This is a genomic window from Agrobacterium sp. GW821-FHT14E08, from assembly GCF_058803865.1.
The window spans coordinates 936,274-950,534 of sequence record NZ_JBXAPJ010000001.1 but is presented as its reverse complement, the minus strand read 5'-3'; the positions used below and the strand labels follow the sequence as shown (position 1 = coordinate 950,534).

General features: G+C 58.7%; 12 protein-coding genes. 5 read left to right on the top strand and 7 right to left on the bottom strand.

Annotated features, from left to right (window positions below):
* Positions 1-99: 99 nt before the first annotated feature.
* Positions 100-354: a helix-turn-helix domain-containing protein gene (locus tag AC1ROR_RS04660; RefSeq protein WP_498588720.1), complete on the bottom strand. Its 255-nt coding sequence runs from the start codon at positions 352-354 to the stop codon at positions 100-102.
* Positions 355-438: 84 nt separating this feature from the next.
* Here AC1ROR_RS04660 and AC1ROR_RS04655 point away from each other — a divergent pair, with 84 nt between their 5' ends.
* Both AC1ROR_RS04655 and AC1ROR_RS04650 read left to right on the top strand, forming a co-directional pair.
* Positions 439-789: a hypothetical protein gene (locus AC1ROR_RS04655; RefSeq protein WP_498588719.1), complete on the top strand. Its 351-nt coding sequence runs from the start codon at positions 439-441 to the stop codon at positions 787-789.
* Positions 790-1,000: 211 nt separating this feature from the next.
* Entirely contained in the window at positions 1,001-1,276 is a 276-nt protein-coding gene (locus AC1ROR_RS04650; RefSeq protein WP_498588718.1) for a hypothetical protein, read from the top strand.
* A gap of 336 nt (positions 1,277-1,612) precedes the next feature.
* Here the strand turns inward: AC1ROR_RS04650 and AC1ROR_RS04645 are convergent, their stop codons facing one another.
* Positions 1,613-2,686: a tyrosine-type recombinase/integrase gene (locus tag AC1ROR_RS04645; RefSeq protein ID WP_498588717.1), complete on the bottom strand. Its 1,074-nt coding sequence runs from the start codon at positions 2,684-2,686 to the stop codon at positions 1,613-1,615.
* 122 nt (positions 2,687-2,808) lie between these two features.
* Here AC1ROR_RS04645 and dusA point away from each other — a divergent pair, with 122 nt between their 5' ends.
* Positions 2,809-3,825 carry a tRNA dihydrouridine(20/20a) synthase DusA gene (dusA, locus tag AC1ROR_RS04640; RefSeq protein WP_498588716.1) on the top strand — a complete coding sequence of 339 codons (1,017 nt, stop codon included), beginning with the start codon at positions 2,809-2,811 and terminating at the stop codon, positions 3,823-3,825.
* A 52-nt stretch (positions 3,826-3,877) separates the two neighbouring features.
* Here dusA and AC1ROR_RS04635 read toward each other — a convergent pair whose 3' ends face one another.
* From AC1ROR_RS04635 to uvrA, 3 genes are all read right to left on the bottom strand, one after another.
* Positions 3,878-4,396, bottom strand: coding sequence for a GNAT family N-acetyltransferase (locus AC1ROR_RS04635; RefSeq protein WP_498588715.1), 519 nt, complete (start codon positions 4,394-4,396; stop codon positions 3,878-3,880).
* A gap of 149 nt (positions 4,397-4,545) precedes the next feature.
* Complete coding sequence (locus AC1ROR_RS04630) at positions 4,546-5,346, bottom strand: DUF72 domain-containing protein (RefSeq protein WP_498588714.1); 801 nt, start codon at positions 5,344-5,346, stop codon at positions 4,546-4,548.
* A 156-nt stretch (positions 5,347-5,502) separates the two neighbouring features.
* Entirely contained in the window at positions 5,503-8,424 is a 2,922-nt protein-coding gene (uvrA, locus tag AC1ROR_RS04625) for an excinuclease ABC subunit UvrA (RefSeq protein WP_498588713.1), read from the bottom strand.
* 264 nt (positions 8,425-8,688) lie between these two features.
* Between uvrA and AC1ROR_RS04620 the strand changes: the two genes are divergently transcribed.
* Positions 8,689-9,270, top strand: coding sequence for a single-stranded DNA-binding protein (locus tag AC1ROR_RS04620; RefSeq protein WP_498588712.1), 582 nt, complete (start codon positions 8,689-8,691; stop codon positions 9,268-9,270).
* A 64-nt stretch (positions 9,271-9,334) separates the two neighbouring features.
* Here the strand turns inward: AC1ROR_RS04620 and AC1ROR_RS04615 are convergent, their stop codons facing one another.
* Positions 9,335-10,483 (bottom strand): HPP family protein, encoded by a 1,149-nt coding sequence (locus tag AC1ROR_RS04615; protein WP_498588711.1) that lies wholly within the window; start codon positions 10,481-10,483, stop codon positions 9,335-9,337.
* A 130-nt stretch (positions 10,484-10,613) separates the two neighbouring features.
* Positions 10,614-11,243 carry a MarC family protein gene (locus AC1ROR_RS04610; protein WP_035217254.1) on the bottom strand — a complete coding sequence of 210 codons (630 nt, stop codon included), beginning with the start codon at positions 11,241-11,243 and terminating at the stop codon, positions 10,614-10,616.
* Between the two features lie 217 nt (positions 11,244-11,460).
* On the opposite strand from AC1ROR_RS04610, the gene gyrA reads away from it, so the two are divergent.
* Entirely contained in the window at positions 11,461-14,253 is a 2,793-nt protein-coding gene (gene gyrA / locus AC1ROR_RS04605) for a DNA gyrase subunit A (RefSeq protein WP_498588710.1), read from the top strand.
* The last annotated feature ends 8 nt before the right edge of the window (positions 14,254-14,261 follow it).

Sequence of the window (14,261 nt, the reverse complement as noted above, 5' to 3'; positions counted from 1 at the left end):
GCTGCCGGCACGAATGCCGTAAGCGTTTTGTCGTCTCCTCTGGTGGTGGTGTGCGGCTGGTGACCGCGGATGTAGGTTAGGCAGGATCGTGTGTGCGGGTCAAGTGCGATCACGCAATCGGACGCCAGGGCCGTTACCGTTGGACGGTATGAAGATAATGCCAAGATCAAGGAGGGCTTGAACCACGGCCGCCACATTGTTGGTCATTCCGGTTACGGCGCCCTCACTTGCCTCCATTCTCCGTAAGGTGGGCGCCGAAATGTTCGCTTTTCCAGCCAGTTCGACTTGTCCGATGCCAAGCAGCGCTCGCGCCGCCGCAATCTGTTTACCTGTGATTTGATTAATTTCGCTCATAATGAATATTTCCGCTTGACGTATTAACCTTGTTGATTAATAGTTACCTTACTGAGCGAAATTAATCAATATGGGATCCAGAATATGGTAAACGACGCATTACCGGGGGACGCCGATGGCGTGACAGAATCCTTCATCTCCCGCATGACCCGCCTCTTCATGGAATTGCACACCATTGGTGAACGTGTCGGGGAGATGCCGGATGACGCAATGGACCACATAACGGAAGCGCACTGGATCGTCTCAAGGGCCATCATCAATGCGCCGGTGACATGTGAGGCGGACATCGCAGGCAAGCTGCGCCACGCTGCTTTGTTGGTAGAATGCCCGCATGGTGAGTACATCGACGAAATTCCAGCTGTCACGACCGCGCTTCACAATCTGAAGGCCTTCCGAGCTGAAGAGTGGAATTCGGTTATGAGTGGCCGCTCTTAAAGTTTTCCGCGCCAGCCCTTCGCATTTCGGGCTGGCCAACTTGCCCAGCGCGCCCATGTGGCTGCGCGGGTCTTTTATCACCATAGGCCAGCGGGACTTTCCGCTACCAACGGTTCCGGCCGCCTAAACACGCAGCCGCCCGCTGGCCGTTAAAATCCGTGAACGCAATTTTGCACAATCATTTAAAATCAACCACATGAGGAGAAACATCATGCCTGAAAAAGAAACAAAACTCACTGCGCTACAAGAAGAAAATGTGCGAGCTCTTATTTTGAGGCTACGCAAAAATCCGGATCGGATGATTGATTTCGCCGCATGGGTGGTGGCCGAAATGTGGGACTCAATTATTGATCAAAGCAACGTGGTCACTTTGGATATGAGTGAAACGATGCGAAGGTCGGGATTTAATCAGGACTTCTTGGACAGGCATCCAGAGGACGTAGCCGACATCGCAACGGCAAGGGATAAGATCACCAATAGGAAATGATCCAACCGCCACCACAGCGCCAAGAAGGCCCACCGGAATCACCAACTGGCGGGTTTTCTCGACTGATTTATTATTGCGTTGAAACCTTTCCAACCACCATCACTTGGATTGGCGTTGGTCCGTTCATCAGCGTCACGTCTCCGGAAATTCTTGACTGGGCCCACGCTGCGGTCGGGCTATCTCTCAGCGCAATTGTTGCCAAAGAAATTGCGATTATCGTGAGAATGAATTTTGTATATCGATCGATCATAGCACCCTCCAGCGAGAATCGTCTTAGCCCCGGATTTTGTACGAGCGCCACCCGTGACGCAACAAAATGCATCGGCCACATTCAGTTCACCCATCCGTCACCGTCTTCAACCACTTCCAACCCTCGAATTTATCTCCTCTCTCCCTAATCTGCGTATACCGTTTCAAGCTGTTCCATGTTCGATGGCCCGACACGCTGGCGGCGAGTGGGATCGTCCTTCCCATCTCGAACAGGCGCGATATCCCTTCGTGCCGCAAGTCGTGGAAATGTAGGTCTTCGATCTCAAGGAACTGGCAGGCACGTGTGAACGCGGCGCCGACCCCAGCTGCACCGTAGGGGAATATCCGTGGCCCATTCTTAGGCATAGCTTTGATGATCTGCATTGCCTCAGGTGGAAGCTCGCACCACACGTCGTTACCCTTCTTTTGGCCAGGATGCTTTAAATCCCTGACAAGAATGCGGCTGTGAACCTCGTCCAGATCCTCCCATTCTATGCGAACGATCTCCTCTTGCCGGCGCGTCGAATAAATAGCGAAGGCGACAACCCGATCCATGCGCGACACATGCGGCGTGGCCTGATTTCGCTTGGTAAAGTATTCCATGATCTTGTCGAGTTCGGCTAGGGTAGGGCGGCGCGTTCGGCTCTCCGAATTTGCAATGGTATTGAGTTTCCGCAGCACGGTCTGTGCGTCGCGAATTACAACTGGATCTAGCGGCATACCCCAAGCCGGCCGAGCAATGGAGAATATGGAAGACAGGTGCGAAATGTAGCTTCCGACCGTCTGCGGCTTACGGCCCTCGGCCAGTTCGTTCGCGAATGTGACGATGTCGTCGCTTCGAATATCTGCGCAGTCCATCGTGGCGAGCTTGAAGGTCTTGATCGTCCGAAGCACCTGATATTTGGTGGCTCCCATCGTTCCTTTCTCTTTCACGTACCGATCAATGACGTCTGACAGGATGAAGCGGTTCGCATTCAACCGCTCCAGCGCGCCAGGCTTATCGATTTCAGTCTCGCGAAATCGAACCCACGCCTCCGCCTCGCGCTTTCGATCAAAAGTCTTGGCTTCCCGGAAAACAATACGCCCGCCTTTTTTTCGAAGGATCTGCGCGGTATAACCAACTGAACCGTCTTTTCGTTTTCTCGCGGTGATGGTGCCCATCGGTACAACATTCCTTTCTCGGTACGACATTGTTGTACTTGACTATGAAACTGGGTGCAACATCGTGAAAAAGTACGACAGGAAACGATAACCATTGACATTAAGATAGTGGACCTAAAGCGTTGAATTTTTACGAAAGTGCAGTGAAATCAGGCGAAAAAATCTTCGCCGTGGCCCCGATGATCGATTGGACCGACACGAGGTGCAGATTTCTGCACCGGCAGCTGTCGAAGCGCGCGCTGCTTTATACCGAAATGATCGTTGCCGACGCCATCATCCATGGCCAGCGGGACAGGCTGCTCAGCTATCACCCCCAGGAACATCCTGTCGCATTGCAGCTGGGTGGATCGGATCCGTTCAAACTCTCGAAGGCCGTGCGGATCGCCGGTGATTACGGTTATGACGAGATCAATCTCAATGTCGGCTGCCCTTCGGACCGGGTGCAATCCGGCACCTTCGGCGCCTGCCTGATGCGTGAGCCGGATGTCGTGGCGCAATGTGTTGCGGCGATGAAGGCCGTTGCAAAAGTGCCGGTCACGGTGAAATGCCGCATCGGCGTGGATGATCAGGAACCGGAGGCCGTGCTGCCGGATTTTCTGGCGCGCGTTATCGCCGCCGGTGCGGACGCCATCTGGATTCATGCGCGAAAAGCATGGTTGCAGGGGCTTTCGCCGAAGGAAAACCGTGAGGTGCCGCCGCTTGATTATGAACTCGTCTATCGCATGAAGCGGGAAAATCCCGACGTCTTCATCGGCATCAATGGCGGCATCGCCGATCTCGATCAGGCCTGCGATCATCTGCACCATATGGACGGCGTGATGCTTGGCCGTGCCGCCTATCACAATACCTCCATCCTTGCGGATGTCGACCATCGCATCTATGGCGAGGACGCCCGGCAGCCGGACTGGATGGGCCTGCGTGATGCCATGATGGCCTATGCCGCCGACTATATTGCCGCCGGCGGGCGTCTCAACCACGTTACCCGGCATATGGTCGGTCTGTTTCAGGGCATGCCGGGTGCACGTCGTTTCCGGCAAATCCTTTCCAGCGATGCGACCCGGCCGGGCGCGGGCACCGAGGTGATCGAGGCGGCGTTTGCGGCTATTGATTTCAACCCGTCGAAAGAGCTGGCTGGCTGAGGCCCGGCAAGGGCCTTGGTTTGCAGCGCCGTCGGCGCAATGGGAAAGCCTTTCAGGGAACAACCCAGACCAGTCCGCGCCACTCCCTGTCGATATCGCCCGGAACCGTAAAATCCAGAGATGGTTCCCGTATCAGGCCAAGGCGGGCCATGACGGCTTGCGATCGGATATTATCGAAACTTGTATAGGCGACGATCCGGGTTATGTCTGAGCGACTGGCCGCATGCGCCAGCGCCGCTCTTGCGCTTTCGGTTGCGTAACCCTTTCCCCAGGCCTGCCGGATGAAACGCCAACCGATTTCGTGGTGCAGGCCGAGCGGATGCTCGTCTGTCATGCGCGGCATAATGCCGGCATAACCGAGAAAGACGCCGTCCGGACTTTCCACCGCCCAGCGGGCAATGCCGTGGTCGCGCTCCGCCTTGCGGTAACGCTCGAATTTCTCTCTGCTCTTTGTGTTATCCGCCGGCCCACCCTGATCGGCCATCACGTCCGGGTCCGCCTGCATTGCGGCGAAAGCTTCAAAATGATCGTCCCGCCAGTGATGAAGGCGCAGACGTTCCGTTTCAATCATTCCCATTCCCGGCCAACCCTTTGAAGACGATGGAGGTCTCGAGATATTAGCCGGCACGAGATGACCGCAATAAGACGGGGGCATCTGTTCCCTGATTTTTGGTGCCGCCTGGTCAGGAGGATCAAGCGATCGCGAGCGAGCTTTCCCGCTCAGACCGCTTTCTGCAGCGCCTGCGCACCGTTCGGCGCATTGACCTTGCCGCCGGTGATGAAGAAGGCGAAGACGTCGCGCGGCGTTTTTTCGATTTGCCTGTCGGGCGCGATCAGCGGCAGGTCATCCGGCACGCCGCCCGCCGCATAGGTCTTGACCCGTTTTGCCCAATGGTCAATCCCGGTCTTCGGATAGCAGGTCTCGATATCGTCCTCGCCCTTCTGCAGCCGGCAATAGACGAAATCCGCCGTTACATCCGGCAGCATCGGATAGTCGTGGTGATCGGCGCAGACGACGGCCACCTTATGTCTGGCGAGAAGATCGATGAATTCCGGCACCTGAAATGTCGGGTTGCGCACTTCGACCACGTGACGAAGGCGGATGCCGTCCTGTTTTTCGGGAAGCAGCGCCAGAAACGCGCCGAAATCATCCGCGTCGAATTTTTTCGTCGGTGCGAATTGCCAGAGTATCGGGCCAAGGTGAGACCCAAGCTCGGTCAGGCCCTGTGTCAGGAATTTCGTCATCGATTCGCCCGCTTCGGCCAGAACCCGGCGATTGGTGACGAAACGGCTTGCCTTAAGGGAGAAAACGAAATCCTCCGGCACATCCGCCGCCCATTTGGCGAAGGTCTCGGGTTTCTGGCTGCTATAATAGGTGCCGTTCACCTCGATCGCCGTCAATTGCCGGCTGGCATGTTCGAGCTGGCGTTTCTTAGGCAGTTTCTCCGGATAAAACGTGCCTTCCCACGGCTCGAAGGTCCAGCCGCCGATACCGGTGCGGATCGTGCCTGATGTCGACATATGCTGCTCCTCCCAATTAGGCGTTTTCTTTTCAACGTCGCTCTCGACGTCGTCCTCACCCTTGAGGCGAGGATCCATGTTCTCGGCGGCTGTGGATCCTCGCCTCAAGGGCGAGGATGACGGAGGGGGTGCGAAATTCCCGGCAATATCCGGGAATTACTCCGCAGCCTCACGTTTTCCGGCCGGCCGGCGTTCCAGAAGTTCCTTCAGGAAGTGGCCGGTATAGGACCGCTCGTTTTTGACGATGTCTTCCGGCGTGCCGGTTGCCACCACTTCGCCGCCGCCAGTGCCGCCTTCGGGGCCGATGTCGATGATCCAGTCCGCCGTCTTGATGACTTCGAGATTATGCTCGATCACCACAACGGAATTACCTTGGTCCACCAGCGCCTGCAGCATTTCCAGCAGCTTGTTGACGTCATGGAAGTGAAGGCCGGTCGTCGGTTCGTCGAGAATGTAAAGCGTGCGGCCTGTCGAGCGTTTCGACAGTTCCTTGGCAAGCTTGACGCGCTGCGCCTCGCCACCGGAGAGCGTATTGGCCTGCTGGCCGACCTTGATATAACCAAGGCCGACATCGAAGAGCGACTGCAGCTTGTCGCGCACCGCCGGAACGGCGGCGAAGAATTCCACGCCTTCCTCCACCGTCATATCCAGCACGTCGGCGATGGACTTGCCCTTGAAGGTGACATCAAGCGTCTCGCGATTATAGCGTTTGCCGTGGCAGACATCGCAGGTGACATAGACGTCAGGCAGGAAGTGCATCTCGATCTTGATAACGCCATCGCCCTGGCAGGCCTCGCAGCGGCCACCCTTGACGTTGAAGGAGAAACGGCCCGGTGCGTAACCGCGCGCCTTCGCCTCCGGCAGACCGGCGAACCAGTCGCGGATCGGCGTGAATGCACCGGTATAGGTGGCGGGGTTGGAGCGCGGCGTGCGGCCAATCGGCGACTGGTCGATGTCGATCACCTTGTCGATGAACTCGAAACCGTCGATGCGATCATGTTCTGCCGGAATTTCACGCGCGCCCATCACCCGGCGCGCCGCCGATTTATAGAGCGTTTCGATCAGGAAGGTGGATTTGCCGCCGCCGGAAACGCCGGTAACGGCGGTGAAGACGCCAAGCGGCACCGCCGCAGTCACATTCTTCAGATTGTTGCCACGGGCGCCAAAAACCTTGATCTCGCGGCCCTTCTTGGGCTTGCGGCGCTCAGCCGGCACGGCAACGCCGAGTTCGCCGGAGAGATATTTGCCGGTCAGCGATTTCGGATTGGCCATAACCTCCTGCGGCGTGCCTTCGGCGGTCACCTGACCGCCATGAATGCCGGCGGCCGGGCCGATATCGACCACATAATCCGCCGTCAGAATGGCGTCCTCGTCATGTTCGACCACGATGACGGTATTGCCGATATCGCGCAGATGTTTCAGCGTATCCAGCAGGCGGGCATTGTCCCGCTGGTGCAGGCCGATGGACGGCTCGTCGAGAACATAGAGGACACCTGTCAGGCCGGAGCCGATCTGCGAAGCCAGACGGATGCGCTGGCTTTCACCGCCGGAAAGCGTGCCGGAATTACGCGACAGGCTGAGATAATCCAGCCCGACATCATTGAGGAAGCGCAGGCGCTCGCGGATTTCCTTGAGGATGCGGACTGCAATCTCGTTCTGCTTGGCGTTCAGGGTTTCCGGCAGGGTCTCGAACCAGTCGCGCGCCATGCGGATCGACATCTGGGTGACTTCGCCGATCTGCAACCTGTTGATCTTGACGGCGAGCGCTTCGGGTTTCAGGCGAAAACCCGCACAGGCCGGGCAGGGGGCGGCCGACATATAGCGTTCGATTTCCTCGCGCGCCCAAGCGCTGTCAGTCTCTTTCCAGCGGCGCTCCAGATTGGGCACGATGCCTTCGAAATTCTTCACCGTCTTGTAGGAGCGAGCGCCGTCCTGATAGTTGAATTCGATCTTGTCATCGGTGCCCTGAAGGATGGCGTGCTGTGCCTCCTTGGACAGATCGGACCATTTGCTCGAAAGCTTGAAACCGAAGGCCTTGCCGAGCGCTTCCAGCGTCTGGTTATAATAGGGCGAGGACGATTTGGCCCAAGGGGCGATTGCGCCGTCGCGCAGGGTGCGGGCCGGTTCGGGCACGATCAGATTTTCATCCACCTTCTGCTGCGAGCCAAGGCCGTCACAGCTGGGGCAGGCGCCGAACGGATTGTTGAAGGAGAACAGCCGCGGCTCTATCTCCGGAATGGTGAAGCCGGAGACGGGGCAGGCGAACTTTTCTGAAAACAGCACACGCTCATGGGTCTCATTGAGCGACTTGTTGGCGGAGCCGCCAGCCGCTGTCTCTTCCGGCGGCAACGGCTTGTCGGCGAATTCGGCAACCGCCAGACCGTCGGCGAGCTTGAGGCAGGTCTCGAGACTGTCGGCGAGACGCGCCGCCATATCCGGGCGCACGACCGCGCGGTCGACCACCACGTCGATATCGTGTTTGTATTTCTTGTCGAGGGCCGGAACGTCGGCGATTTCGTAGAACTGGCCATCCACCTTGACGCGCTGGAAGCCCTTCTTCATGAGATCGGCGAGTTCCTTTTTATATTCGCCTTTGCGGCCGCGCACCATCGGCGCGAGAATATAAAGGCGCGTGCCTTCCTCGAAAGCGAGGATGCGATCCACCATCTGGCTGACCGTCTGGCTCTCGATCGGCAGGCCGGTGGCCGGCGAATAGGGAACGCCGACACGCGCAAACAAGAGGCGCATATAGTCGTAGATTTCCGTGACCGTGCCGACCGTGGAACGCGGATTGCGCGAGGTGGTCTTCTGCTCGATGGAAATCGCCGGCGACAGGCCGTCGATCTGGTCGACATCCGGCTTCTGCATCATTTCGAGGAACTGGCGCGCATAGGCCGAGAGGCTCTCGACATAACGGCGCTGGCCCTCGGCATAGATCGTGTCAAAGGCAAGCGATGACTTGCCCGAGCCGGAGAGCCCGGTCATGACGATCAGGTTGTTGCGCGGCAGATCCAGATCAATGCCCTTGAGATTATGCTCACGGGCACCACGGATGGAAATCGTCTTCAGTTCACTCATGACAAGGCTCGGACAAAAATAACAGGCTTGATGGCGGCGCGCCCTTATGTAGTGACGCAGCCGGACGTGTCGAGGTCTATTCCCTATAGTCGGCAGCTTTTCGGCTCACTTGACTCGAATTTCACGATTCAATAGAACAAAAAAGGAACAAATAGCAAGTGCGAATATCCCTTTGGGGCGCTCAAGATTATTCGCTGTGGATAGTTCCCCTGTTGCGGTGCCTTTTGATGCCCGTGGCGGTTATTGTGTGCCGAATTTTTTGAAATGCAATTGCCGGTCATGACGGCTGGCGGACAGGATGACGAGATGGCTGGTAGCGTAAACAAGGTAATTCTGATCGGAAATGTTGGCGCCGATCCCGAAATCCGCCGGACCCAGGACGGCCGTCCGATTGCCAACCTGCGCATCGCCACCTCCGAAAGCTGGCGGGACCGCAACAGCGGCGAGCGCAAGGAAAAAACCGAATGGCACACGGTCGTTGTGTTCAACGAAGGCCTGTGCAAGGTCGTCGAGCAATATGTGAAGAAGGGCGCCAAGCTCTACATCGAAGGCCAGTTGCAGACACGCAAGTGGCAGGACCAGACCGGTAACGACCGTTACTCCACCGAAATCGTGCTGCAGGGCTTCAACTCCACGCTGACCATGCTTGATGGTCGCGGCGAGGGCGGCGGCGGTGGCCGTAGCGGCGGCGGAGACTTCGGCGGCGGCGATTATGGCAGCGGCGGCGGTGGCAATTACGGTGGTGGTTACGACCAGCAGTCGTCGTCGCGCGGCGGCTCCTCGCGTGGCGGCGGCCAGCCCTCCGGCGGCTTCTCCAACGACATGGACGACGATATTCCGTTCTGAGCGGACGGCGAATGAGAGAAGGCGGGCGTAGCGAATCTGCCGCCCGCATTGAGGTTGCGGCTGTTTATGCCGCAGCCTTATCCGCCAGCATCGCGACCATGACATCGGATTGCGATATAACGCCGACCATCTTGCCGTTGGCGTCGATCACCGGCAGGTAATGCAGCCCTTCTTCCGCAAAGCGGATGATGGCCTCCTCGATTGCCGTTTCCGGCCTTACGGTTCTGACCGGCGATGTCATGATGTCTTTAACGGTATCGTTGGGGGCGCTTGCCCCTGTAAGGATAAGACGCAGCCGCTGCAGGAAACCGATGGAGGGACGGCCGTTTCTCCAGCTCGCCTTTTCCAGAAAATCCGTCTGGGTGACGATGCCGACGATTTCGGCGCGGTCATTGGTGACAGGCAGCGCTTTGAAATGACGGTTGCGCATCAGCGCATGGGCGTGGCGCAGGCTATCATCAGGGGCGACGCCGACGACATCGCGTGACATGATGCTTTCGCAATCGAGATGAAGGGCGCGACGACGCCAGGAGCGCAGTTCGGTCCTGCGCAGGATGGTCTCCAGATCGTCGCGGTCTATATCCAGAATCTCGTCATATTCCTTCAGCACCTCATCGAGATCGGTCGAGGAAAAGCCGATTTTCTGAATTGGCGTCGGGTCTGCCGTGCCGTGGCTCGCCTTTCCCAGCTTCAGACCGTGCGGATAGGCGCGGCCGGTGGCGTTGTTGTAGGCGAGTGCGAGGGCAAGAAGGATCAGCGAGTTTCCGGCGACGGGCCAGAGGAGAAAACCATAACCGAGGCTGTGCACGGCGGGGCCGCCAAGAACAGCCGTCAACGCCACCGCGCCGCTTGGCGGGTGCAGGCAGCGCAGCGCCATCATGGCGGCAATGGCAAGGCCGATGGCGAGCGCGCTGGCAAGGAAGACATCCGGGACGAGAAGCGCCGCCGTCACGCCCACGAAAGCCGAAACGAGATTGCCGCAGAGGATGGACCACGGTTGCGCCAGCGGGCTGGAGGGCACGGCGAAGAGAAGCACCGCCGAAGCGCCCATCGGCGCGATCATGGCGGGCAGGGTGGGGTCGAAGCGAAAAGCGAGGCTGCCCAGAAGCCCGGTCAGCAGGATGCCGACAAAAGCGCCGGTTGCGGCACGCAGCCTTTCCCTGTGACTGACGGGAGCGGCATCCGGGATGAGGCGGCGCAGCGTGGAACGCATGGAGAAAACTTTCGAATCCGAAGAACACACGTCTTTTAGCCGAGGCTGACCCCGGATTTAAAGGACGGATTTTTCGCAATTTCCGCCCGTCGCAGGTTTTTGTTGCACGGGCGTCAAGACGGGCGGCAGCTCAGAAGCCGAAGGCTGATTTTATTCCGTCGACCACGAATTGCACGGAAAGGGCTGCGAGCAGGACGCCAAGCAACCTTGTGAGGATCGCGCGGCCGGTATTGCCGAGAAAGCGGTCCATGCGCTCGGACACGATCAGTACGGCATAGACGAGGGCCATGGCGAAAGCGAGGATGAGAATGAGCACGACCATTTCGAGTGTCGTCTTCATCGTGCCGGCCAAAAGCACCGTGGCGGAAATGGCGCCCGGCCCGGCAATCAGCGGCAAAGCGAGCGGAAAGACCGCCAGATTGTGCAGGTGGTCCTTGGTGATGGCAATCTCGGAGGTCTTTTCCTTGCGCTCCTGGCGTTTCTCGAAAATCATCTCGAAGGAAATCCAGAACAGCAACAGGCCACCGGCGATGCGGAAGGCACCGAGCGAAATGCCGAGCAGGTTGAGAATGGTAAGACCGAACAGGGCGAAGACGGCGAGAATGCCGAAGGCGATCAGCGAGCCGCGCAGCGCCACCTGACTGCGCTGGCCACGCGTCATGCCGGTGGTGAGTGCAAGGAATACGGGCGCGAGACCGGGCGGATCGAGGGTGACCAGAAGTGTGGTAAGCGCGTTAATAAGGATTTCGCTGCTGGCCATTTTTTCCCCGCTTTTTGCCTTTTTGTGCCTGAGCCTACGCAAGTCGCGCCTGCATTGAAAGGGAGCGGCGGCGCTTTTGCCAAGCGAAATGGCGAAAAGCGGTGTATGTCTTGCAAATGACGCAAAAGACTGTTCAAAACTCGCTGGGAAATTGGCTTAACGTAGCTGTTTCCGCTATAAAAATCCATCCGATTCTTAACAGAGAATGTGATCCGTTTTGACTGACCAGAGCCCCCCCGGCGGCGGAAAACTTCCGCCAGGTATTGAACCGATTTCCATCATGGAGGAAATGCAGCGGTCGTATCTCGATTACGCCATGAGCGTCATCGTCTCCCGCGCGCTTCCCGATGTCCGTGATGGTCTGAAGCCGGTTCATCGCCGTATTCTTTACGGCATGTCCGAACTTGGCATCGACTGGAACAAGAAATACGTCAAATGCGCCCGCGTCACCGGTGACGTGATGGGTAAATTCCATCCGCACGGTAATTCGGCGATCTATGATGCGCTGGCGCGTATGGCGCAGGACTGGTCGCTGCGTCTGCCGCTGATCGACGGGCAGGGCAATTTCGGCTCCATCGATGGCGATCCGCCGGCGGCCGAACGTTATACCGAATGCCGCCTCGAAAAGGCCGCGCATTCGCTGCTCGACGACCTCGACAAGGAAACGGTCGATTTCCGCGACAACTATGACGGCACCCTGCAGGAGCCGGTCGTCATTCCGGCCAAGTTCCCGAACCTGCTGGTCAACGGCGCAGGCGGCATCGCCGTCGGCATGGCCACCAATATTCCGCCGCACAATCTCTCCGAGGTCATCGACGGCTGTATCGCGCTGATCGAAAATCCGGCGATCGAGCTGCAGGAACTGATGCAGATCATTCCCGGCCCGGATTTCCCAACCGGCGCGCTGATCATGGGCCGGTCCGGCATCCGCTCGGCTTACGAGACGGGCCGCGGTTCGGTCATCATGCGCGGCCGCGCGACCATCGAGCCGATGCGCGGCGACCGCGAGCAGATCATCATCACCGAAGTTCCCTATCAGGTGAACAAGTCGTCGATGATCGAGAAGATGGCCGAGCTGGTCAAGGAAAAGCGCATCGAGGGTATTTCCGACCTGCGCGACGAATCCGACCGTCAGGGTTACCGCGTCGTCATCGAGCTGAAGCGCGACGCCAATGCCGATGTCATCCTGAACCAGCTCTATCGCTACACGCCGCTGCAGACCTCCTTCGGCTGCAACATGGTGGCGCTGAACGGCGGCAAGCCGGAGCAGATGACGTTGCTCGACATGCTGCGCGCTTTCGTGTCCTTCCGTGAGGAAGTCGTCAGCCGCCGCACCAAGTACCTGCTGCGCAAGGCGCGCGATCGTGCGCATGTGTTGGTCGGTCTGGCGATTTCGGTCGCCAATATCGACGAGGTCATCCGCGTCATCCGTCATGCTCCCGATCCGGCTTCGGCCCGTGAAGAGCTGATGACGCGGCGCTGGCCGGCGCGGGATGTGGAAAGCCTGATCCGCCTGATCGACGATCCGCGGCACCGCATCAATGATGACGGTACCTACAATCTCTCTGAAGAGCAGGCGCGCGCCATTCTCGAATTGCGCCTTGCCCGCCTCACCGCGCTTGGCCGCGATGAAATCGGCGACGAGCTGAACAAGATCGGCGCGGAGATCAGCGAATATCTCGAAATCCTGTCGTCGCGCCTGCGCATCATGCAGATCGTCAAGGACGAGCTTGGCGCCATCCGCGACGAATTCGGCACGCCGCGCCGGTCCGAGATCGTCGAGGGCGGCCCTGATATGGACGATGAAGATCTCATCGCCCGCGAAGACATGGTCGTTACCGTTTCGCATCTCGGCTACATCAAGCGAGTGCCGCTGACCACTTACCGGGCGCAGCGTCGTGGCGGCAAGGGCCGTTCCGGCATGGCGACACGCGACGAGGATTTCGTCAACCGTCTCTTCGTTGCGAATACGCATACGCCGGTGCTGTTCTTCTCCTCGCGCGGTATCGTGTACAAGGAAAAGGTCTGGCGCCTGCCGATCGGCACGCCGCAATCCAAGGGCAAGGCCCTCATCAACATGCTGCCGCTGGAGCCAGGCGAGCGCATCACCACCATCATGCCGTTGCCCGAGGACGAAACGACCTGGGAAACGCTGGATGTGATGTTCTCGACGACACGCGGCACGGTTCGCCGCAACAAGCTCGGCGATTTCGTGCAGGTCAACCGCAATGGCAAGATTGCCATGAAGCTAGATGAGGAGGGTGATGAAATCCTCTCCGTCGAAACCTGTACCGACCGCGACGACGTGCTTCTGACGACTGCTCTTGGCCAGTGCATCCGCTTCCCCGTGGACGATGTGCGCGTCTTTGCGGGCCGTAACTCCGTCGGCGTGCGTGGCATCAACATGGCCGAAGGCGACCGCATCATCTCCATGACCATTGTGGGTCACGTGGAGGCTGAACCGTGGGAGCGCGCCGCCTATCTCAAGCGTTCGGCCACCGAGCGGCGCGCCGCTGGCGTCGATGAGGATGATATCGCACTGGTTGGCGAGGAAGTGACGGAAGAGGGCGAGCTCAGTGAAGAGCGTTATCAGGAGCTGAAGGCACGCGAAGAATTCGTGCTGACGGTTTCCGTGAAGGGCTTCGGCAAGCGCTCGTCTTCTTACGATTTCCGCACATCGGGTCGCGGCGGCAAGGGCATCCGCGCCACCGACACCTCGAAGACAGCCGAGATCGGCGAACTCGTTGCCGCTTTCCCGGTCGACGAAGGCGACCAGATCATGCTGGTTTCCGATGGCGGCCAGCTCATCCGCGTACCCGTGAACGGTATCCGTATTGCCAGCCGTGCGACCAAGGGTGTCACGATCTTCTCGACCGCCAAGGATGAGAAGGTGGTTTCCGTGGAGCGCATCAACGAGCCGGAAGGCGACGATGAAGGCGAAAACGGCAATGGCGAAGAGGCCGATGACAATCTGCCGGATACGCCGGAGGCACCGGAGAGCGAGGCGTAAGCCGCCTC